This window comes from Bdellovibrio sp. HCB-110 (genome assembly GCF_047323225.1).
Classification (GTDB): Bacteria; Bdellovibrionota; Bdellovibrionia; order Bdellovibrionales; family Bdellovibrionaceae; genus Bdellovibrio.
The window spans coordinates 3,148,971-3,169,352 of record NZ_CP178750.1 but is presented as its reverse complement, the minus strand read 5'-3'; the positions used below and the strand labels follow the sequence as shown (position 1 = coordinate 3,169,352).

19 protein-coding genes and 5 tRNA genes are annotated in these 20,382 nt (G+C 45.4%); 19 read left to right on the top strand and 5 right to left on the bottom strand.

All coding sequences use genetic code 11. The features are described 5' to 3' along the window. Positions 1 to 28 precede the first annotated feature (28 nt). The 4 genes from purM to ACL934_RS15075 all read left to right on the top strand — a co-directional run bounded on the left by purM (position 29) and on the right by ACL934_RS15075 (position 2,891). Positions 29 to 1,033: a phosphoribosylformylglycinamidine cyclo-ligase gene (purM, locus tag ACL934_RS15090; RefSeq protein ID WP_374074787.1), complete on the top strand. Its 1,005-nt coding sequence runs from the start codon at positions 29 to 31 to the stop codon at positions 1,031 to 1,033. Positions 1,034 to 1,137: 104 nt separating this feature from the next. Next, the gene (locus tag ACL934_RS15085) at positions 1,138 to 1,431 is read left to right on the top strand and encodes a hypothetical protein (RefSeq protein WP_374074785.1); all 294 of its coding nucleotides are present in this window, start codon (positions 1,138 to 1,140) and stop codon (positions 1,429 to 1,431) included. 14 nt (positions 1,432 to 1,445) lie between these two features. Beyond that, positions 1,446 to 1,898: an NfeD family protein gene (locus ACL934_RS15080; RefSeq protein ID WP_374074783.1), complete on the top strand. Its 453-nt coding sequence runs from the start codon at positions 1,446 to 1,448 to the stop codon at positions 1,896 to 1,898. A 39-nt stretch (positions 1,899 to 1,937) separates the two neighbouring features. Next, complete coding sequence (locus tag ACL934_RS15075; RefSeq protein ID WP_374074781.1) at positions 1,938 to 2,891, top strand: SPFH domain-containing protein; 954 nt, start codon at positions 1,938 to 1,940, stop codon at positions 2,889 to 2,891. 38 nt (positions 2,892 to 2,929) lie between these two features. Here ACL934_RS15075 and ACL934_RS15070 read toward each other — a convergent pair whose 3' ends face one another. The 4 genes from ACL934_RS15070 to ACL934_RS15055 all read right to left on the bottom strand — a co-directional run bounded on the left by ACL934_RS15070 (position 2,930) and on the right by ACL934_RS15055 (position 7,646). Then, positions 2,930 to 4,990: a sensor histidine kinase gene (locus ACL934_RS15070; RefSeq protein ID WP_374074779.1), complete on the bottom strand. Its 2,061-nt coding sequence runs from the start codon at positions 4,988 to 4,990 to the stop codon at positions 2,930 to 2,932. Further along, the gene (locus ACL934_RS15065; protein WP_374074777.1) at positions 4,987 to 6,345 is read right to left on the bottom strand and encodes an HD domain-containing phosphohydrolase; all 1,359 of its coding nucleotides are present in this window, start codon (positions 6,343 to 6,345) and stop codon (positions 4,987 to 4,989) included. The genes ACL934_RS15070 and ACL934_RS15065 overlap by 4 nt, the downstream gene beginning before the upstream one ends. Before the next feature lie 284 nt (positions 6,346 to 6,629). Beyond that, positions 6,630 to 7,076 (bottom strand): hypothetical protein, encoded by a 447-nt coding sequence (locus ACL934_RS15060; RefSeq protein ID WP_374074775.1) that lies wholly within the window; start codon positions 7,074 to 7,076, stop codon positions 6,630 to 6,632. A gap of 147 nt (positions 7,077 to 7,223) precedes the next feature. Next, on the bottom strand, positions 7,224 to 7,646 hold the full coding sequence (locus ACL934_RS15055; protein WP_374074773.1) for a HAMP domain-containing protein: 423 nt from the start codon (positions 7,644 to 7,646) through the stop codon (positions 7,224 to 7,226). 210 nt (positions 7,647 to 7,856) lie between these two features. On the opposite strand from ACL934_RS15055, the gene pyrF reads away from it, so the two are divergent. The 14 genes from pyrF to rplL all read left to right on the top strand — a co-directional run bounded on the left by pyrF (position 7,857) and on the right by rplL (position 14,835). Then, a complete protein-coding gene (pyrF, locus tag ACL934_RS15050) occupies positions 7,857 to 8,576 on the top strand; it encodes an orotidine-5'-phosphate decarboxylase (protein WP_374074771.1) in 720 nt (239 codons plus the stop codon). Further along, a complete protein-coding gene (locus ACL934_RS15045) occupies positions 8,563 to 9,423 on the top strand; it encodes a TrmH family RNA methyltransferase (RefSeq protein WP_374074769.1) in 861 nt (286 codons plus the stop codon). Before pyrF ends, ACL934_RS15045 begins: the two co-directional genes overlap by 14 nt. A 67-nt stretch (positions 9,424 to 9,490) precedes the next feature. Further along, positions 9,491 to 9,566: transfer RNA gene (locus ACL934_RS15040), tRNA-Thr, on the top strand. A 28-nt stretch (positions 9,567 to 9,594) separates the two neighbouring features. After that, positions 9,595 to 9,680 (top strand) — tRNA-Tyr (locus ACL934_RS15035). A 66-nt stretch (positions 9,681 to 9,746) separates the two neighbouring features. Beyond that, positions 9,747 to 9,823, top strand: a tRNA-Gly gene (locus tag ACL934_RS15030). Between the two features lie 15 nt (positions 9,824 to 9,838). Further along, positions 9,839 to 9,913: transfer RNA gene (locus ACL934_RS15025), tRNA-Thr, on the top strand. Between the two features lie 70 nt (positions 9,914 to 9,983). Further along, complete coding sequence (gene tuf, locus ACL934_RS15020) at positions 9,984 to 11,174, top strand: elongation factor Tu (protein WP_374000518.1); 1,191 nt, start codon at positions 9,984 to 9,986, stop codon at positions 11,172 to 11,174. 107 nt (positions 11,175 to 11,281) lie between these two features. Further along, positions 11,282 to 11,357 (top strand) — tRNA-Trp (locus ACL934_RS15015). Positions 11,358 to 11,384: 27 nt separating this feature from the next. Next, positions 11,385 to 11,762, top strand: a complete 378-nt coding sequence (gene secE / locus ACL934_RS15010; RefSeq protein ID WP_374074767.1) for a preprotein translocase subunit SecE — start codon at positions 11,385 to 11,387, stop codon at positions 11,760 to 11,762. A 9-nt stretch (positions 11,763 to 11,771) separates the two neighbouring features. Beyond that, the gene (gene nusG, locus ACL934_RS15005; RefSeq protein WP_374074765.1) at positions 11,772 to 12,305 is read left to right on the top strand and encodes a transcription termination/antitermination protein NusG; all 534 of its coding nucleotides are present in this window, start codon (positions 11,772 to 11,774) and stop codon (positions 12,303 to 12,305) included. A 90-nt stretch (positions 12,306 to 12,395) separates the two neighbouring features. Further along, positions 12,396 to 12,818 (top strand): 50S ribosomal protein L11, encoded by a 423-nt coding sequence (rplK, locus tag ACL934_RS15000; protein ID WP_038448239.1) that lies wholly within the window; start codon positions 12,396 to 12,398, stop codon positions 12,816 to 12,818. A 9-nt stretch (positions 12,819 to 12,827) separates the two neighbouring features. Next, positions 12,828 to 13,535, top strand: coding sequence for a 50S ribosomal protein L1 (gene rplA / locus ACL934_RS14995; protein WP_374030976.1), 708 nt, complete (start codon positions 12,828 to 12,830; stop codon positions 13,533 to 13,535). A 347-nt stretch (positions 13,536 to 13,882) separates the two neighbouring features. Next, the gene (gene rplJ / locus ACL934_RS14990) at positions 13,883 to 14,407 is read left to right on the top strand and encodes a 50S ribosomal protein L10 (protein WP_374074762.1); all 525 of its coding nucleotides are present in this window, start codon (positions 13,883 to 13,885) and stop codon (positions 14,405 to 14,407) included. Positions 14,408 to 14,466: 59 nt separating this feature from the next. Continuing rightward, positions 14,467 to 14,835 carry a 50S ribosomal protein L7/L12 gene (gene rplL / locus ACL934_RS14985; protein WP_374074760.1) on the top strand — a complete coding sequence of 123 codons (369 nt, stop codon included), beginning with the start codon at positions 14,467 to 14,469 and terminating at the stop codon, positions 14,833 to 14,835. A gap of 311 nt (positions 14,836 to 15,146) precedes the next feature. Here rplL and ACL934_RS14980 read toward each other — a convergent pair whose 3' ends face one another. Then, on the bottom strand, positions 15,147 to 15,893 hold the full coding sequence (locus ACL934_RS14980) for a hypothetical protein (RefSeq protein WP_374074759.1): 747 nt from the start codon (positions 15,891 to 15,893) through the stop codon (positions 15,147 to 15,149). 277 nt (positions 15,894 to 16,170) lie between these two features. Between ACL934_RS14980 and rpoB the strand changes: the two genes are divergently transcribed. Further along, positions 16,171 to 20,379, top strand: a complete 4,209-nt coding sequence (gene rpoB, locus ACL934_RS14975; protein WP_374074757.1) for a DNA-directed RNA polymerase subunit beta — start codon at positions 16,171 to 16,173, stop codon at positions 20,377 to 20,379. Positions 20,380 to 20,382: the final 3 nt, after the last annotated feature.

Sequence of the window (20,382 nt, the reverse complement as noted above, 5' to 3'; positions counted from 1 at the left end):
TCTTTTGAAAACTGAGTTAGGAGCAAAAATGTCTAAGTCGATTGATTACAAAACTTCGGGAGTGGACGTTCATAAAGCAGATGCATTTGTGGATAGAATCAAAACACTCGTGCCAACGACTTTCAACGATCAGGTCCTTCAAGGAATTGGGGGATTTGCAGCGGTCTACAAACTCAATGAGCAAAAATATCTCGCTTCCTGCACGGATGGCGTAGGGACAAAGTTAAAACTCGCTCAGAAGCTAGATAAGCATCATGGCATCGGCATTGATCTTGTCGCAATGTGTGTGAACGATCTTTTGTGTGTAGGTGCTCGCCCGATGTTTTTCCTCGACTATATGGCTTTCGGAAAACTCGACACTCGTGTCAGTGAAGAGTTGATTGCCGGAATGGTCGACGGCTGCAAACAATCCGGGATGGCTCTTGTCGGTGGCGAAACGGCGGAAATGCCAGGCGTTTATCAAGATGGCGAATATGACCTCGCAGGTTTCAGCGTGGGGGATTTAACTCCGGAAGACATGTTCACAGAAAAACGCATGGAAGAAGGGGACGTTCTTATCGGTCTTGCTTCCAGTGGTTTTCATTCTAACGGATACTCTCTTTTAAGAAAGCTCGTGAAAGACGATGAAACGGAACTGATGGGGCAGCTTCTTGAGCCCACAAAAATCTACGTCGAGATCTTTAATCGACTTCGTCAGAAATTTCCAACAGCTCTTTTAGCGACGGCTCACATGACGGGTGGAGGAATCGACAATATTCCTCGCATGAGTGAAAACTTTGATTACGACATCACGTATTGGCCAAAGACAGAAGAAATGGCTCCGGTCTTTAAGCCCATTCTTCAAAGAGTCGACATTCCGAAGGATGAACTTTTCCGCACTTTCAATATGGGAGTGGGATTTACCATGCTCGTAAAGAAAGACCAGGCGGCTTCGGTTCTCAGCCACTTGCAAGAGAGCAAAGTCAAAGCATGGCGCTTGGGTGAAATTCGCAAGGGGCATGGTGAGATTCGTATGACGGCGGCATGGAGCTAAGTTCTTGAATTTCCCGGCCATTTAGCTCCTTAAGTATGCTTTAAATATTATTATTGCATACTGAGTAATATTAATGCATACTTGTATGCATTAACGGGAGCTTTATGGCTGAAAACGTAAAACGCATCAGCGTTCTTATCGAAGAAGACCAATACGACAGACTCGCAAAAGCGCAAATCAACGTGAGCGGTTTGATCCGGGATCTTTTAGAAGATTATTTCAGTGAGACGAAGATCACTTTGTCGGTCACTCGCAAAACCCGCGATTTATACGAAAAAATCGTTTCAAATACGGGCGCAACGGACAAAGACCTGGAACCTTTGTTGGTTCAGGTGCTGAAAGATCTTTTAGATGTTCGCCTTGAAAGAATTAAATCCCTTAAATCAGAATTTGAATAAAACGGAGAAGTAAAATGGAAGTCGCTATGCAAAGCGGCCTTTGGTTGCAATTGTTAGTTGTTGGTATTGTCTTGATGCTCGCAGAAGCGGTGATCCCGGGCTTCGTGGTTTTCCCTATCGGAGTTGGATTTATTTTAGCTGCGGGAGTCGCGGTATTTACAAATAATTTGTACATCATCATTCCGGTTTTCGCCTTGTTTCAAGTCGTATCGTTCTATCTTGTGCGCAAGTACATGAAAGATATTTTTCACAACCCGCGAGCGCGAACCACCGCAGAGGGAATGATTGGTGCCGAGGCTACGGTCACGGAAACAATTGCTCCCGGCAAGGCTGGTTATGTGAAACGGTACGGAGATACATGGCAAGCGCGCAGCTATGCTGAAAAAGAATTGGCTCCAGGAACCCTTGTCACCATCACGAAAATTGATGGGAACAAAGTATGGGTTCAGCCTTTGAATGAAGAATAGATTTTAAGAATATTAATTTGTCGAAAGGACATTGTAGATATGGAATTGGCTTTTGTAGGTTTATTAATCATCGTCGCTCTGGCGGTACTGGTGTTGTCAAAGACGGTTTACGTCATTCAGCAAAGTGAGTGTATGGTGGTCGAGCGTCTGGGAAGTTATTCTCGCACGTTGAGAAGCGGTTTGAACTTCGTGGTGCCGTTTTTCGATCAGCCTCGTCGTATTTACTGGTTGGATCATGATGTGTTGACGACGTCTTCTCGCTTGGATTTGCGTGAAACAGTTTTCGATGTTCCAAGCCAGAAGGTGATCACTCGCGATAACGTGTCGATTGAAATTGATGCTCTTTTATATGTGCAAGTGATTGACCCCGTGAAAGCGGCATACGAAATCGCGAATCTTCCTTTGGCGGTCGCGCAGTTGGCGCAAACGTCTTTGCGTAACGTGATCGGTGAGATGGACCTGGATGAAACTTTAACGTCTCGTGATGTGATCAACGCGAAACTGAAAACGATCTTGGATGAAGCCACTGACAAGTGGGGAACGAAGGTCAACCGTGTGGAGTTAAGAAACATCACTCCACCGCGTGAAATCCAAGTCGCGATGGAAAAACAAATGCAGGCAGAACGCGAGCGTCGTGCGAAGGTTTTGGAAGCAGAAGGTGACAAGCAAGCTCGTATCGCCCGCTCTGAAGGTATCCGCCAAGAGCAAATCAACTTGGCAGAGGGTGAAAAAGAAGCTCAGATCCGTCGAGCAGAAGGTGAAGCGCAAGCTATTAAAAACGTTGCCGATGCGAAAAAAGAAGCCATCACTCTGGTTAAATCCGCAATGGGTGAAGCTGACTTGACGGCGAAATACTTGATTGCCACAGACTACATCCAAAAGTTTGGTGAGTTTGTTGCTCAGGACGGCGATAAAGTCTTCGTTCCATACGAAGCGAGCACGGCTCTTGGTGCCATGGGTTCTATCAAAGAACTTCTTGCTGGAAATAAGTAGTCTTCTTGAAGGCTCCGTTCCGTGGAACGGAGCTTTTTTTATGCGGATTTTGCCTGCGATATTTTAGGCAGGTGAATGACGAAGCACGTATGATCGGCAAGTTCATCAATAGTGATTTTGCCTTGATGTCCCTGAATAATTCCGTGGGAAATACTCAAGCCCATGCCTGTGCCTTTGCCAACTCCTTTGGTCGTAAAAAATGGATTAAAAATTTTCTCGCGAAGCTCTTTAGGTATTCCTTCGCCACTGTCGGTGACGCGAATTTCAGCACCGAGTTGTGTCTCCAGAAGCTGAACTTCAATCCAACGCTCTTTTTTGTTTTCAATAGCGTCATGAGAGTTGTTCAGTAGATTGAGCAAAACCTGACAGAGTTGAACAGAGCGGGCATGGACCGGAACTGGATGATCAGGAACCAAAACTCTTAAATCAATCCCATGAAGTTTGCATCTTTCACTACATAAAGAAATCGTGTCTTCAATGACAGTTTGAAGATCTGTCGGTTCGAAGGGGTCGTCACTTCCATTTCGTGCAAATGATTTCAGACCGCGAATAATCTTGGCGACACGGTCCACGGTCCGATCGATTTGTGTTAAGGTATTGTCCAGATTTTCCATGTCGGGAATATCGCCCCGAACTTCGCTTTGCGCCTGAGAAGTCAAAAGTTTAATTGTCGCTAAAGGCGTATTAATTTCGTGAGCCATGCCGCCGGCCATTTCCCCGAGGGCCGAGAGCTTGGAGGCCTGAATGTTGATGGCTTTCTGTTGATCCAGCTCCAGAGTTCTTTGCTCCACCAACGATTCCAGATCCTCGTTGTGTCGTGCGAGCATTTTGTCGCGTTCATTCAAAGCATGAGTCATATCGTTAAATGATTTGGCGAGAAGTCCTAGCTCATCATTACGTTTAGAAAAACTCTCCAGGGAGACGGCATAGACCCCTTGTGCGACTATTTTAGTGCTGGTAATGAGATTAAGTAAAGGTTCGGACACCTCTCGACGTAGAACAAAGAATAAAACAATCAATTCCACGATGAGAGAAAAAAATCCCGCCGCCAGAAGAAATCCCACGTTTTCCATCGCAGCACTGCGAACGATGGACTTGGGAAATTCAGAAACGAGATACCAGTCGGGACCTTCGATTTTTGCGACGGCTAAATAGTTGTCATGGTCGTCGGTGATTTTGTCAGAACTATTCTTGGAGATAGTCGCAAACTGCGTCAGCAGAACCGGGTCTTTGCTGGAGTGGATGTCAAACTTTCCATCGTGTTTTTGGATTTCGGATAGATATTGGGGATGAGCGATCAAACGACCGTCCGTACGAACGATGTAATTTCGAGCTCCTTTAAGATGATCATTGATCGTTCGATTGACCAGTTCTGTAACCATCACGTCATGATGAACAGAACCTAAAAAAGTCTCACCATCGTAAATGGGAGTGGAGCCCGTCACCATCCAGATTTTGGAAACTTTATCATAGAAAAGCCCTGTCCACGTTGTTTTTTTCTGGGGATTTTGTGCCGGCATCGAAACAGAGGCGTATTCTTCGTCGGGAATATTCAGATTTGACTTTGCGTTCGCAGCCCAGAGAGGCTCTTCGGGCCAATAAAGAACGATCGCGTTCTCAGGAAACGTGAAGTACGTGTCCTGAAAGCGAGAGTGATACGCGACACCCATTCGATTGCAAGTCTCATAGGCGGCCAAGATTCGCGCCATCAATGATGGATCTATCCCTTTTTTTGAATAAATAAAAATTCCGGAATCTTTTTTGCCGTCGAATTTTTCGTCTCTATTGCGTGAGACACCATCATCATGAACTTTGACAAGCTGGTTATATTTGGCTTCGAGGTGCGGGTCTTTTAAGTATTTTCTAAAGAGCGCAAGAAATTCTGTTCGTAAAATTTCATGATTTTGCCGAGCGTCCTCAAAAACAATTCTCTCGCGAGCCTCGCGTTCCGTATTATAGCTCGAGAGAGTGTGTTTGGTGCGCGACTCGATGGTCATTTTAAGATGTAAATATCCTCCGTAGGTCATAATCAATATAATGATCGTGATCCGAATGGACATTTTCCCCAGAGTGCGAACGGAAAGACTTTTTAGATTCATGAAGCGGCTTTCTGCTGTCTGATAACTTTTGAAAGAGCGACGAACGACTGTGGATCTAAAGAGGCCTCTTTGAATTTCTTCATCATTAAGAAGGCTTCAGGCGCGTTAAGGGGGTGCGGATTATTAGGCCCGCGGATCGTGTAACTACAGAAAGCATTCGCCACGGCAATAATGTGGCTCATGGGGTGGATTCTTTTATGATCGAGCCCTCGAGGGTATCCTTGTCCGATAACGTCCTCGTGATGTTCATAGGCAACCTGAATGACTTCAGAAGGAGCTGTTCGCAGAGATTCAAGAATCTCTTTACCGCGAGTCGGATGAGTTTCAATCAAAGCTCTTTCTTTTTGTGAAAGAAGAGACCGTGGTTTTTCCAATATTTCCTTAGGAATCTCCTTTTTCCCGATGTCATGGAAAAGTCCTGCAAATGAAATTTTAAAAAGGGTTTGAGGTGATTGCCAACCCAGTTGCTTTGCAATCATCACTGAAAAGACACTCACGCCCAGACTGTGAGCATAGAGGTGATCCGTGTGTGTGCTCAGAAGACTTAAAAGAGAAAAAGTTTCTTGGTCTTCCGTAAGGATATCAATACTGGTTGTGATAAAGTCTTTGGCGTTTCTAAAAAGCGTTTCATCAGTGCCTTGAACGAAGGCCTGCTGTAACAACATTTCCCCCGTGTACTGCATAAAACGAACTTTTTTGGCTTTTTCGACTTGGCCGCTAGAGGACACGGCCTTTGAGATCAGAACGGTGAATCCCACAAGTTTCGAGAAGTCTTCTTGGCGAATATAAAGATGACTCACGCCCTTTTCACGAAAGACGGCGATTTTATCCGGAGGTAACTTTCCGCCTTTATGCGCGATTTTAATATACTTTGTTGCCGAGACGCGAATAAAGACAGCATAGTCCGCTTCACGTTCATTAATAAAATCTTCGATAGGAAGTTTGCAGAATTCCTTGTCTAAATCCAGGGGAGAGGCCGCCGGAGCGTCTGTCAGTTCGACGTCTTCCTTGAAGATTTTTTTCACTTTCTCTGTGAGTTCTTCTTCTTTAAATGGCTTGGCAAGGAAGTCGTCGGCGCCCAATTCATGAGCACGTTGAGTCTCAAGAATTTGCGAGAATCCTGTCATAAGAATTACGGGCATCGGCTTGTATTTTTTGATCCACTCTAAAAGCTCAACCCCGCTAAAGTGCGGCATTTGAATGTCGGTAATAACGAGGTCAGGGGGGCTCATCGCTATAAGGTCTCGTGCCATTTTCCCATTACTCGCTTCAAGAACATCGTACTTTTTACCTAAGATATTTTTAATTGCTGCCCGAAAAAAATTGTCATCTTCGACAAGTAAAATTCTCTTCATTGAAAGCTGTCTCCATCGCTCTTCTTATCGGAACGCGCTTTTATTAAGGTGATGCCGCATTTGGTTCGCGAGGAGTCAACTCTTGTGCAAACTCATATTTGTTTGCATTCTCTTCGGCTTTGTAACTTATGGATTTCCAAGGATATTGCAGTTTCGTTAGGAATAAGACCCGTCACAAAGGCAGGTGCTCCCTCGTATTTGGTTTTGTAATGTTTCTCAAAAATGAACGGGGGAGACTGTCTTCCGATTCTCCCCCGTTGGTATTTAGTTAGTGTCCGAAGGAGTTAAAATCCCCAAACTCCTCTTCCACGTAAATTCACGATAGTATCTTCGCGGCCAGTAAGGTCGACTTCCAAACGTCCAAAGAAAAGTCCCACATGATTGGGTCTAAAGAAGACACGAATAGAACATCTTTGTCCGGGCCACAAAAGACCAGGACAGTTCTCCCGATGGGCAAAACGATTGCCGTCAGTATCAATGTCATTAATGAGGAAAGGGAAGAGGCCGTTATTGCGCAGAAAGAATCTGACGGATTTTGTGGTATTCACAAGTGTCGGGCCGAAGTTGTAATTCAGATACTGCACCTGAACTTCTATATCGTCACCATCGCCCACGATGATTTCGTAAGTGTCTTCCGTCTGAGGAGCCGCTGTGTTGTCGAGGGATTCGTCGGCAAAAGTCGGTACCGAGAGGGAAAAACCTAAAAAGAGTAGAGTTAATAGGATTTTCATATGCACCTCCTGATGTTCTTATCTTTCTTGAGGTCAGATAAGAGGGCAAAATCTTTCCCAAGCATGCACGAGTTGTCATGCAAAGTCTGTCTAGGAGAAATGTCAAACTGAACAATCTGGATTCACGGCAGAGGCCCAAAGGCCTCGTTATTTGGATTTTCTTTTTAAAATGACATTGATGTCTTTGATCTCATCGTGGAAATAATCATTTTCTCGCAATTTAATTTCCACGGGTTCCAACTCTCCATTGCGGGCCTTCTGCAAAATTCTCTTCATATTATAAAGAGGGCCGGCGATACGACTGGTCAAACGATTAAAAACATAAACTCCAATGACCAAAGAAAACGTCACCGGAATAATTTGATAAACTAAAAAACTGACTTTGTAGCGCGAGATAAACTCCAGGGCCGACATCGAGCCCACGACACGCTCCACCTGATCGATAAAAAGATAGGCCGTGAAAACTTGCACCAAAAAAAGTGCAATCACGAAAAGTCCGACGTACATAAGAACATCGTATTGAACCTCGCGGTTCACAATCATTTTACGGCGGGGCTTAAAAATAGACATAGAAGCACACACTCCTTCCTAAATTGTATCGCACCCTCAAAAATCCACCATTAAATGTAGCGCCCCCTAAAAATCCGTCCCCAACTGAGACGCCCCTTCAACGCAGAAAATTAAAGTCACTTCTAATTGACTAGGTTTCTAGCGGAACGCGCCGAAGGTTGCCTCGCGCTTCTTCGAATGAGAAGCTGGGCTCACTTCTTAGGAGCCTCCATGAATAAAAATCTTCGTGCTCATCCCATGAGAAATCCTATTATCTTGGCGTTGGATGTTGATACCCGCGACCAGGCGATGAAAATTGCCGATGACATCGGTGATATTGTCGGGGGAATTAAACTCGGTCCGCGTCTTTGTCTTAGATACGGCATGGAGTTCGTGAAAGAGATGGCCGAAAGAGCTCCGATCTTCTTGGATAATAAACACTTTGATATTCCCTCAACAATGGAAGCGGCGGTGAGAGCAAGTTTTGAAGCGGGAGCTTCTCTTGTCACGGTTCACGCTCTGAGCGGGGCGGAAGCTCTTAAGAAAATGGCGGAGGTGGAAAAGGAACTGAATCAAAAGCGTCCTTTTAAAATTCTCGCTGTCACGATTCTTACTTCTTGGGATCAAAACTCTGTGCCGTCAAATATGAAAGAACAACCGATTGCTCAGCACGTGACGGAGCTTGCGACTTTGGTGAAAAACTCGGGTCTTTCCGGTGTCGTTTGTTCCCCTCATGAATTAGACCTTTTACAAAACCGTGATCTTTACCTTGTCACGCCGGGAATTCGCTTTAGTATGCAGGATTCTGGCGATCAAAAACGCATCATGGGCCCTAAAGAAGCGCTTCGCAAAGGAGCTTCAGCTTTAGTGGTGGGTCGTCCCATCCTTGAGTCAAAGAACATCAAGGAAACTGCAACTGATTTTGTAATGGCTGTATATGAAGAAAAATAATTCTCGTCCTCCTTCTCGCAATTCACAACGCCCGCAACAGGGCGGTCGTCCTCAGCAGGGACGCGGTCCAAGTCCTGCGGCTCGCTCTGAAAATCAAATTCCCCGTGAATGGCGCATCGTTATCGGCACCCATGCGATCAACGAAGTTTTGAAAGTGCGTCCTCGTGAAGTGAAGGGCATGTGGATTCGTCAAGGATGGGAAAATTCAAACGACCTGCGCGAAATGCACGAGTTGGCTCTCGCAAATAGAGTGAAAGTGGATATCAAGTCTGAAGGTGTGATCGAAAAGTTTGGATCTTCTCAGCAAGGAGCTGCGATCTTTGTCGATGGAGCTCCGACTTTTGATATGGAAGGTCTAGAAGCTTTCGAAAAATCCGTCGTGCTGATGCTTGACGGCATTGAAGACCCGCATAACTTGGGTGCAATTGTGAGAACTTCTTGGCTTGTGGGTGCTCATGGCGTTCTGATTCCGGAAGATCGCGCGGTGGGTCTAACTCCGACAGTTCATAAAGTCGCTTGTGGGGGAGTTGAGCATGTTCCCGTAGAAGAGACGACAAATTTCGCTAAGTACGCGGAAGTTTTAAAGAAACAAGGTTATTGGATTTTCGGATTAAGTCCTCGCGGAAAACAATCTATTTTCGAATTGGACCTTCCAGATAAAGTTGTTTGGGCGGTTGGTTCGGAAGACAAAGGTTTGAGAGTGACAACGGAAAGACTTTGTGATGAATTAGTTTTCATTCCGCAGGCTAGCTCTTCGGCGAGTTACAACGCGTCTGTAGCGACAGCTATGGCGTTGACTGAAACTCTCAGGCAGCACGCGCCGCGCGGAAACCGAAAAAAATCGTAATCTGTTAAATAATTATCTTTGACGGACATAGATTTTATCCGTAAAACATTTCGGTTATCTCAGTAAGGCTGGTTTAGCTCAATTGGTAGAGCAGCTGATTTGTAATCAGCAGGTTGCGGGTTCGAGTCCCATAACCAGCTCCATTTTTTTCTGAGTCAACATTCACAAACTGGGTAGGTGCCCGAGTGGCTAAAGGGGACGGACTGTAAATCCGTTGGCTTACGTCTACGAAGGTTCGAATCCTTCCCTGCCCACCATTTTTGAATGTCGACTTGCAAAGAGATGGGAAGAGGAGTTTACTTCTCTTCTGGGCGTTCTGATGGGCGGGAGTAGCTCAATTGGCTAGAGTATCTGCCTTCCAAGCAGAGGGTTGCGGGTTCGAGACCCGTCTCCCGCTCCAAATTTCAGAACAGATGCCCATGTAGCTCAGTGGTAGAGCACACCCTTGGTAAGGGTGAGGTCGTCGGTTCGGCTCCGATCATGGGCTCCACTTGTTACTTATTGATTTGATTTTTGATAAATGGTTTAAGACTTAAAAATAAATCTCTGCAGGAGGAATAATGTCTAAAGAGAAATTTAACCGTTCGAAGCCGCACGTAAATATCGGCACAATCGGTCACGTTGACCATGGTAAAACAACTTTGACTGCTGCTATCACTACTACTCTTGCAGCAGCTGGTAAAGCTCAGGCGATGTCTTACGATCAAATCGATAAGTCTCCTGAAGAGAGAGAACGTGGTATCACTATCTCTACAACTCACGTTGAGTACGAAACTGACAAACGTCACTACGCTCACGTTGACTGCCCAGGACACGCCGACTACGTAAAAAACATGATCACTGGTGCCGCACAAATGGACGGAGCTATCCTAGTAGTTTCTTCTGCTGACGGTCCAATGCCACAAACACGTGAGCACATCCTTCTTGCACGTCAAGTAGGTGTTCCTGCTCTAGTTGTATTCATGAACAAAGTTGACATGGTTGACGATAAAGAATTGTTGGACCTTGTTGAGCTTGAAGTTCGCGAACTTCTTTCTAAATACGAATTCCCTGGCGATGAGATCCCAGTTGTTAAAGGATCTGCATTGAAAGCTTTGGAAGGTGATACTTCTGAAATCGGTCGTCCAGCTATCATGAAATTGATGGACGCTTGTGATGCTTACATCCCAGAACCAGTTCGTGCTACTGACAAAACTTTCTTGATGCCAGTAGAGGACGTATTCTCTATCTCTGGTCGTGGTACAGTTGTTACTGGCCGTGTAGAGCGTGGTATCGTTAAAGTTGGTGACGAGATCGAAATCATCGGTATCCGTCCAACTCAAAAAACAACAGTAACTGGTATCGAGATGTTCCGTAAACTTCTTGATGAAGGTCAAGCTGGAGACAACTGCGGTGTTCTTCTTCGTGGTACTAAAAAAGAAGAAGTTGAACGTGGTCAAGTTTTGGCGAAACCAGGTTCTGTAAAACCTCACAAAAAATTCAAAGCTGAAGCGTACATCCTAACTAAAGAAGAAGGCGGACGTCACACTCCATTCTTCAATGGTTACCGTCCTCAGTTCTACTTCCGTACAACTGACGTAACTGGCGTTTGTACTTTGAAAGCTGGAACTGAAATGGTTATGCCTGGTGACCGCGTTGAATTGGCAGTTGAGTTGATCGCTCCAATCGCGATGGAAAAAGAATTGCGTTTCGCGATCCGCGAAGGTGGCCGTACAGTTGGCGCCGGCGTTGTTATCGAAATCCTTGAGTAGGATTTAACGCAGCATAGGCTGAAGTAAAATCACCCGGGGGACTCCTTGACAAGAGGGTCCCCTTCGGTGTTTCTTGGCACGTGCGATTTTTTTGTATTTTTAAGTGCAGGGGTGTAGCTCCAGTGGTAGAGCGAACGACTCCAAATCGTTAGGTCGTGGGTTCGAATCCCTCCGCCCCTGCCAAGTTGATTATCCTAGGAATGGGGAACTATGGAAAAAGCCAACTCTAAGATTTTGACATTCAGCTTTGCTATTGCAGCTATCTTGGTCGCTTTAACAGCATCTCTTCTTATCAAGGCATTTGCCGGAGCCTTCGGTGTGGTCGCTAGAGCCGCCGACTCTGATATGGTAAGACATGGATTGCCAGTTGCTCTGGGTCTTGTGGTATTTGCAGTTCTTCAATTCAACCCACGCGTTCTTGCTTGGGGTGAAGAAGTAGTGACTGAAATCCGTAAGGTGGTATGGCCTTCTCGTAAAGACACAACAGCAATGACAATCGCGTGCGTAGTGATGGTTCTTATCTCTAGCGTGATTATCAGCTCTTTTGACTTAATTTCGGGCTTTTTTATTAACTATCTCATGAAGTAGGACGGAAACATGGAAAAAAAGTGGTACATCGTTAACGTTCAAACAAGCTGCGAAAATACGGCAAAAAAAGCTATCGAAGAAAAAATCAAATCTAACAAGATGGAAGAATTCTTCGGTGAGATTCTTATTCCCGCTGAAAGCGTTGTTGAGCTTGTAAAAGGCCAAAAACAAACCAAATCGCGTAAATTTTTCCCAGGCTACATCTTTGTTCAGATGTTTTTGAACGATGAGACTTGGCATTTGGTGCGTAATTCGTCTAAAGTGACCGGCTTCGTGGGCGGTACTAAAACTCGTCCTCCGGAAGTTCCGGAAGCCGAGGTTCTTCGTGTAACTCAGCAAATGGCTGGCGTTGCAGAAAAACCGAAACCAAAAGTGAAGTTCTCTGTAGGTGAGAATGTGACTGTTATCGACGGTCCATTCAGCAACTTCCAGGGTTCTGTAGAAGAAGTGAACGAGGACAAAGGGAAACTGAAAGTTCTTGTCAGCATCTTCGGTAGACCAACTCCAGTGGAATTGGACTACATTCAAGTTGAAAAAAATTAATTTAAGCGCTACATAGGGTGGCACTTAGAACAAAAACGGGACCTTTGGGGTTCCGTTTCTTATTAACACAACCTCTTGCAGGAGTGGGTCATGGCAAAAAAAGTTACAGGAATGATCAAGCTGCAAATACCGGCAGGGAAAGCTAATCCAGCTCCTCCCGTTGGACCGGCACTTGGACAGCACGGGGTAAACATCATGGAATTCTGTAAGCAGTTCAACGCTCGTACACAAGCGTTGGGTGATAGCATCATCCCTATCATCATCACTGTTTACCAAGACAGATCGTTTACTTTCATCACAAAAACACCACCGGTGTCTTCTTTGATCAAAAAGGCGTTGAAGCTTGAATCAGGCTCAAAACAGCCTCAAAAAGACAAAGTAGGCAAAATCAATAACGATCAAATTAAGCAAATCGCTACAACGAAATTGCCTGATTTGAACTGCTTGAAAGTTGAATCCGCAATGTCACAAGTTGCTGGTACAGCTAAGAGCATGGGCATCGATATCGCATAGGGGTGATGTATGGCAGGTAAAAAATTCGAAGCAGCCTCTAAGAAGGTTGATTCTCAAAAAAAATACTCTGTTGAAGAAGCATTCAAACTTGTGGTAGCGACAGCTCCAGCTAAATTTGATGAATCTATCGACGTAGCTTTGCGCTTGGGTATTGACCCTAAGCAATCTGATCAACAAGTACGTGGCGCGATTGCATTGCCTCACGGTCTTGGTAAAGACGTTAAAGTCGTTGTTTTCGCAAAAGGCCCGAAAGAAGCTGAAGCGAAAGCTGCTGGTGCTGACTTCGTTGGCGCTGACGACCTAGTAGCTAAAATCCAAGGTGGCTGGTTAGATTTCGATAAATGTATCGCGACTCCAGACATGATGGCGACTGTTTCTAAAGTTGCTAAAATCCTTGGGCCTCGTGGTTTGATGCCGAATCCAAAAATCGGTACTGTAACTATGAACGTTGGTGAAGCCGTAACTGCCGAGAAAAAAGGTAAGTTGGATTTCCGCGTTGATAAAGCAGGTATCGTACATGCTGGTATCGGTAAGAAATCTATGGGAGATGCAAAACTTCGTGATAACTTCATGACCCTTTTGGGCGCGATCGTTAAAGCGAAACCAGCTTCTTCTAAAGGTATCTACCTTCGCACTATTTCCGTAGCTTCAACTATGGGTCCTGGTGTGAAAATTGAACCAAATGCGGCAGCAGCTGCAACTGGTTCAGCTGAGTAACTGTTAATTAACGGGCTCTGGTGAAAATCGGGGCCTGATAAAAAGTTTTATTGCGATCAGAGACAGTAGGTTTCTTCTAGCAGATGTAATCCCGCGATTGTGTGGGGCCTACCGAGATAAGGCAAAAAGGTTTTCTTGAAAGCTTCGGATTCTCCGGAGCTTATCTACGACCTCCAAGCGCTGATTCGCACAAGTACGTTGCAATATTAGTTTCTATGTCGTTGCTTCGTCGTCGCAGTACGATGTACAGCTTCCTCCTAGCGCCTCGTAGAAACTAATATTGCAACGTACATAGCCACTTCGGTGGAAATCGAAGTGCAGAAAATCTAACGAAAGGAGGCTCACTTATGATCACTCGCGCAGATAAAGAGCAAGAGATTCAGCTTATCACGGAGAAATTCGGAAAAGCTAAAGGGGCTTTCATCGTAGACTTCAAAGGTATCAAAGTTGAGCAAGTTACAAGCTTGCGCAAAAAATTGAATGCCGCTGAATCTGAGATGAAGGTCGTACGTAACACTCTTGCAAAAAGAGCGTTCAAAGATCACCCAGCTATTGAAAAAGCTTTTGCTAATTCAATGAAAGGTACTAACGCCATCGTATTCTCATACGGTGAAGTGAACGCTACTGCTAAAACACTTGCTGAGTTTGCTAAGGACGTAGAAGTTCTTCAAATCAAGTCTGGTGTTATGGATGGCGAAGCTTTGGATGACGCTAAAATTAAGTTTTTGGCAACTCTTCCGGGCAAAGACCAACTTCGCGCTATGTTCCTCGGTACACTATTGGGTGCAGGTTCTGCACTTGCTAGATGCTTGAATGCTTACGCTGAGAAACTTGGTGGCGGTGCTACTACTGAAGAAGCTCCTCAAGCATAAGCTTGCGGCGCTAATGAATTGAATTAATAAATAATTTTTATCCTCTGGAGGATTTTAAAATGTCTCTAACTAACGATCAATTGGTTGATGCGTTGTCTCAAAAAACAGTTCTTGAGATCGCTGAACTTGTAAAAATGCTTGAAGAAAAATGGGGCGTTTCTGCTGCTGCTCCTGTAGCTGCTGCTGGCGCGGGCCCTGCTGCTGCTGTTGAAGAAAAAACTGCTTTCGACGTTATCTTGGTTGATGCAGGCGCGAACAAAATCAACGTAATCAAAGAAGTACGTGGTTTGACTGGTTTGGGTCTTGCTGAAGCTAAAGCTCTTGTTGAAGCTGGCGGAAAAGCAGTTAAAGAAGGCGCTACTAAAGAAGACGCTGAGAAAATCAAAAAAGCTCTTGAAGCTGCAGGCGCGAAAGTTACTATCAAGTAGTTTTTGCTCTCATTCGAGAACATGCCGAAAGCCTCTGGTTTATCCCAGGGGCTTTTTGCTTTTTATGGGCTTTCGTTTTGGTAGCGGGGCCGCCTTAAATAGCTAAGGGCTAGCTTAGTAAATTCAGACGCGCGCTTCCGGCGCTCGCCGGCCTTGGGTACCGCATCCTGCGGGGCCGGAGGTCTGAATTTACTAAGCTAGCCCTTAGCTATTTAAGGCTCCTTGCTTTCAATTCGAAGTCGTAAAAACAAGTCTGTGTAAAACTATTGTCTTTATAAATTTTGGGGTGACTGACGGGGCTTGAACCCGTGTTACCAAGCAAAGCCGAATTTAATACCCAAGGCGTCTTGGGGTTCGTGATTTATGGCTCTGTCCCAGTCGATGTTGATTCGGTTGTATTCGATTCCGTAAACCAGGCCTTTTCCATGAGAAGCTAAGCCGATTCCGTAGTATTGATGAATCCCTTTGTCGTTGTAAGGGCCGAAGGCTCCGTGAGTGTTTGTCACATCCGTTTTTACTTCGTGGGATTCGTAGATATATGAAATGTACGGAACGATTTTTTCTAGCTTGTATCCTAGGCTGATTCCGGCTTGGCTTGTGGTGACTTTGGATTTGGCCTCCGCCGTTGTTCCGCCGGAAGTGCCTTCCGATGTTGAGGAGTCTCTTTGGCCGTAAGCTCCTTGGATGCTGGCGACCCAATTTTGAGGGCCTGCGCCGTGATTGAGGAATTGGTAGCGGAGTCCAAATAAGGAGTTATCCAGCGTAATGTCTAAAGATTTTAGGATGGTGAGGCTGGCGTCGATCCCCACGGAATGGATCATCATCAGGTCTCCGATGTCGACATCATCATTCACTTTGAGGTTGTCTCGCGTTGGAGGGTTGGTTTCGATGTTATTAACAACCGTGATTTTGGTGACCGCTGTACCCACGGCAGCCACATGACCGCTCCACTGGTTTTCTCCGGTGACGGGAACCGCAAAGTGAGAAGCTCTGAAATTGATCGTATGTGAGCATCCTGATAACAAAACAAGCAGTGCAAATCCGAATAATGCTTTCATAGGTCTCCTAACTTGGAGATTTAGGGTAGGTGTGGACGTGTTCTTTGACAAGTTGTGACCGAACGTCGAGATCAAATATCGTTTCGGCCTTGTGCTAACGCTGACGCTATGTATAATTTGCTGTTTTCGGACTGCCTGGAATAGTGCCAAAAACCATTATAATCACTTGATTTATCTAAAACTTCCGGTAGTTTAAATTGCTTGTCTTTTATTTAATGTGGGTCTTGGAATATTCCCCCCGAAGCGAATATCCGATTTTCTTATCACGGAGAGTACATTGGAAAAAACTCCAGTTACGGCTTCTAACATTCGAGTTAGAAAGTCATTCGCGAAAAATAAGCAAGTCATTGATATTCCAAATCTGATTGAATTGCAGAAGTCTTCTTACGAAGCTTTCATTCAAAAAGATATGGATCCAGATCGCCGTGGCGAAGCTGGTCTCAATGGCGTTTTCAAATCTGTTTTCCCAATCACAGATTTCAACAACACAGCAAGCCTTGAGTTTGTCTCTTACACTCTAGAGCCAGCTAAGTACGACGTGGACGAGTGCCGTCAACGTGGTATGACTTTCGCTGCTCCTATCAAGGTGACTCTTCGTCTGATCGTATTCGATGTTGACGAAGAAACTGAAGCACGCAGCATCCGTGACGTGAAAGAACAGGAAGTTTACCTCGGTGAAATTCCTCTTATGACTGCTAACGGTTCTTTCATCATCAACGGTACAGAGCGCGTTGTTGTTTCTCAGTTGCACCGTTCTCCAGGTGTGTTCTTCGATCACGATGGTGGTAAGAACGCAGCTTCTGGTAAATTGATCTACTCTGCACGTGTGATTCCTTACCGTGGTTCTTGGTTGGATGCTGAATTTGACCAAAAAGATATTATCCACGTTCGTATCGATCGCCGTCGTAAATTCCCTGTAACAATCCTTTTGAAGGCTCTTGGTTACAACGCGGAACAATTGCTTGAGTACTTCTACGATCTTGATGAAGTTTACGCTCGCGGTGGCAAACTTTACCGTAAGCTTGATATCGAAAGAATGTCAGGTCAAAGAGCATTGGCTGATATCGTTGATCCAAAATCGGGTGAGGCGCTTGTAAAAGCAGGTCGTCGTATCACTCGTGCGATCGTTAAGAAAATCAAAGATCTTAACATCACTGAGCTTGAAGTTGAGCCGAACGATCTTGATGGAAAAGTTTTGGCGAAACCTCTTATCGATGAATCTACTGGTGAGATCATCGCTGATGCGAATGCAGAATTGAACTCTGCTATCATCAAAAGAGCTCTTGATGCTGGTATCGACCGTTTCTTCATGATCTTCTTCGACGGTTTGACTGTAGGTCCTTACCTTCGCAATACGTTGCTAGTAGATAAAGTAACTAACAAAGAAGAATCTCTTGTTGAGATCTACAAACGCCTTCGTCCTGGTGAGCCTCCAACTTTGGAAGCAGCTACGACGTTCTTCGGTCGTTTGTTCTTCGATCCAGAAACTTACGATTTGTCTGAAGTTGGTCGTATTAAGATCAACCACAGATTCGGTATTTCTATGGATGAGTGCCCTCCTTCACACAGAACACTCACTCACAAAGATATCTTGAGCACTATTAAAACTTTGATCGACCTTAAAAACGGTCGCGGCGTTATCGATGATATCGATCACTTGGGTAACCGTCGTGTTCGTTCCGTAGGTGAGTTGCTTGAGAACCAATACCGTATCGGTCTTGTTCGTATGGAGCGCGCGATTCGTGAACGTATGTCTCTTCAAGATGTTGAGACAATGATGCCTCACGATCTAGTGAATGCGAAACCAGTGAATGCGGTTGTTAAAGAATTCTTCGGTTCATCTCAATTGTCTCAGTTCATGGACCAAACAAATCCATTGTCTGAGATCACTCACAAACGTCGTTTGTCAGCTCTCGGCCCTGGTGGTTTGACTCGTGACCGTGCAGGTTTCGAAGTACGTGACGTACATCCTACGCACTACGGTCGTATCTGCCCAATCGAAACTCCAGAGGGACCAAACATCGGTTTGATCGCGTCTTTGGCGACTTATGCTCGTATCAACAACTACGGTTTCATTGAGACTCCGTACCGCAAAGTTGATCAAGGTAACGTTTCTAAAGATATTAACTATCTATCGGCTCTTGAAGAGGCGGGTCATCACATTGCTCCAGCAGCTCGTGATGAAGCTGGAAACAAAGCTATTCAAACGGCTACGACAATCACTCGTCGTGACGGTGAGTACGAAATCGTAGATAAAGACAAAGTTGCTTTGATGGACGTTTCTCCATCTCAACTCGTTTCTATCGCGGCTTCTTTGATTCCTTTCCTTGAGCACGATGACGCCAACCGTGCCTTGATGGGATCGAACATGCAACGTCAAGCGGTGCCATTGCTCCGTTCTCGCGCTCCACTTGTTGGAACAGGCGTTGAGAGACTTGTTGCTCGTGACTCTGGTACATCCGTTGTTGCTCAAAACGACGGTATCGTTGAAGAAGTTGATGCTTCTCGTATCGTTGTTCGTCGTTTTGCAAAAGGCGGAGAACTTGGTGCGAACGTAGACATCTACAACCTCACTAAGTACCAACGTACAAATCAAAATACATGCTTCAACCAAAAACCAATCGTAACTGTAGGTGACAAGGTTTCTAAAGGCGACATCATCGCTGACGGTCCTTCTACAGAACTCGGTGAATTGGCTCTTGGACAAAACATCCTGGTGGCGTTCACTCCTTGGCAAGGTTACAACTTCGAGGACTCTATCCTTATTTCTGAACGTTTGTTGAAAGACGACGTTTACACGTCTATCCACATCGAAGAGTTCGAGTGCGTAGCGCGTGATACAAAACTTGGTAAGGAAGAGATCACTCGCGATATCGCTAACGTCGGTGAAGAGGCCCTTAAAGACCTCGACAGCTCTGGTATCATCCGCATCGGTGCGGAAGTTCGTCCAGGCTTCATCCTAGTTGGTAAAGTAACTCCAAAAGGTGAAACGCAACTTTCTCCAGAAGAAAAACTTTTGAGAGCGATCTTCGGTGAAAAAGCCGGCGACGTTCGTGATACGTCACTTCGTGCGCCATCTGGCGTTTACGGTACAGTGATCGATGCACAAGTTTACTCTCGTGAAGGTGCGGACCGCGATGAGCGTTTGTCTTCAATCATCGAAGAGAAAAAACGCAAACTTGAGAAAGACTTGGCTGTAGAGCAAAACGTTATCAAGAATAACGCGATCTCTAAACTTCGTGACATCCTTGTTGGTAAAACAACAACGGGCGTTCTTTTGAACGAAGATGGTAGCCAAAAACTTTTGAACAAAGGTCAAGACATCACTGAGGCGGATCTAGAGACAGTTCCATTTGAATTGTTGAACTACATCCCACTTGAGCAAGACCTTGAGTTCCAAGTGAACAAAATCATCGACAACGCTCGTAACCAACTTGACGCTGTTAAATTGGTATTCAACGAGAAGATCGATCGCCTTCGTAAAGGTGACGAGCTTCCTCCAGGTGTTATCAAAATGGTTAAAGTTTACGTTGCTATCAAACGTAAAATGCAAGTCGGTGACAAGTTCGCCGGTCGCCACGGAAATAAAGGTGTCGTTTCTAAAGTATTGCCTGCGGAAGACATGCCATACCTAGCTGACGGTTCACCTGTTGACATGGTTCTAAACCCACTGGGCGTTCCTTCTCGTATGAACATCGGGCAAATCCTTGAGGTTCACTTGGGTTGGGCTGCGCACAACTTGGGTAAGCAATTAGGCGAACACTTGGCTAAGTGGAACGCTGAAAATGCACGTACTGAAATGAAAGATATCTTCAATGACTCTGATATCTCCGCGAAACTTGATAAAGCGGACGACGGTTCATTGAAACAAATGGTAACTCGTATGAAAAACGGTATCCACGTAGGAACACCGGTTTTCGACGGTGCTCGTGAATCAGACGTAAAAGGCTTGCTCACAAAAGCGCAAGTTCCGACATCTGGTAAGTCCGTCCTATTCGATGGTCGTACAGGTGAGCCGTTCACGAACCCAGTTACTGTGGGTATCATGTACATGCTTAAACTTCACCATCTCGTGGAAGAGAAGATCCACGCTCGTTCTATCGGACCTTACTCACTCGTTTCTCAGCAACCACTGGGCGGTAAAGCACAGTTCGGGGGCCAACGTCTCGGGGAGATGGAGGTTTGGGCGATCGAAGCTTACGGTGCCGCTTACTCACTACAAGAATTCCTTACTGTTAAGTCAGATGACGTGGCAGGAAGAACTCGTATGTATGAAAGCATCGTGAAAGGTGAAAACATCCTTGAGCCAGGACTTCCAGAGTCGTTCAACGTTCTCGTGAAAGAGCTTCAGTCTCTTGCATTGAATGTTGAGTTGATGGAGTCCGACATCCTTCGTGATCAAGATGAAGATCTTGGTGACGACGGTATCGGGGGTGAAGAAGCAATTGTTCAGGCGCCGTCACAAGACGAGCCAGGACAACACTAATTA

Excerpts from the sequence above, each read along its gene's own strand:
- ACL934_RS15085 (WP_374074785.1), top strand. The coding sequence starts at position 1,138 with ATGGCTGAAAACGTAAAACGCATCAGCGTTCTTATCGAAGAAGACCAA.
- nusG (WP_374074765.1), top strand. The coding sequence starts at position 11,772 with ATGGAAAAAAAGTGGTACATCGTTAACGTTCAAACAAGCTGCGAAAAT.
- secE (WP_374074767.1), top strand. The coding sequence starts at position 11,385 with ATGGAAAAAGCCAACTCTAAGATTTTGACATTCAGCTTTGCTATTGCA.
- tuf (WP_374000518.1), top strand. The coding sequence starts at position 9,984 with ATGTCTAAAGAGAAATTTAACCGTTCGAAGCCGCACGTAAATATCGGC.
- rplJ (WP_374074762.1), top strand. The coding sequence starts at position 13,883 with ATGATCACTCGCGCAGATAAAGAGCAAGAGATTCAGCTTATCACGGAG.
- ACL934_RS15045 (WP_374074769.1), top strand. The coding sequence starts at position 8,563 with ATGAAGAAAAATAATTCTCGTCCTCCTTCTCGCAATTCACAACGCCCG.
- ACL934_RS15060 (WP_374074775.1), bottom strand. The coding sequence starts at position 7,076 with ATGAAAATCCTATTAACTCTACTCTTTTTAGGTTTTTCCCTCTCGGTA.
- ACL934_RS14980 (WP_374074759.1), bottom strand. The coding sequence starts at position 15,893 with ATGAAAGCATTATTCGGATTTGCACTGCTTGTTTTGTTATCAGGATGC.
- rplK (WP_038448239.1), top strand. The coding sequence starts at position 12,396 with ATGGCAAAAAAAGTTACAGGAATGATCAAGCTGCAAATACCGGCAGGG.
- ACL934_RS15055 (WP_374074773.1), bottom strand. The coding sequence starts at position 7,646 with ATGTCTATTTTTAAGCCCCGCCGTAAAATGATTGTGAACCGCGAGGTT.
- ACL934_RS15065 (WP_374074777.1), bottom strand. The coding sequence starts at position 6,345 with ATGAAGAGAATTTTACTTGTCGAAGATGACAATTTTTTTCGGGCAGCA.
- ACL934_RS15075 (WP_374074781.1), top strand. The coding sequence starts at position 1,938 with ATGGAATTGGCTTTTGTAGGTTTATTAATCATCGTCGCTCTGGCGGTA.
- pyrF (WP_374074771.1), top strand. The coding sequence starts at position 7,857 with ATGAATAAAAATCTTCGTGCTCATCCCATGAGAAATCCTATTATCTTG.
- ACL934_RS15070 (WP_374074779.1), bottom strand. The coding sequence starts at position 4,990 with ATGAATCTAAAAAGTCTTTCCGTTCGCACTCTGGGGAAAATGTCCATT.
- purM (WP_374074787.1), top strand. The coding sequence starts at position 29 with ATGTCTAAGTCGATTGATTACAAAACTTCGGGAGTGGACGTTCATAAA.
- ACL934_RS15080 (WP_374074783.1), top strand. The coding sequence starts at position 1,446 with ATGGAAGTCGCTATGCAAAGCGGCCTTTGGTTGCAATTGTTAGTTGTT.
- rplL (WP_374074760.1), top strand. The coding sequence starts at position 14,467 with ATGTCTCTAACTAACGATCAATTGGTTGATGCGTTGTCTCAAAAAACA.
- rplA (WP_374030976.1), top strand. The coding sequence starts at position 12,828 with ATGGCAGGTAAAAAATTCGAAGCAGCCTCTAAGAAGGTTGATTCTCAA.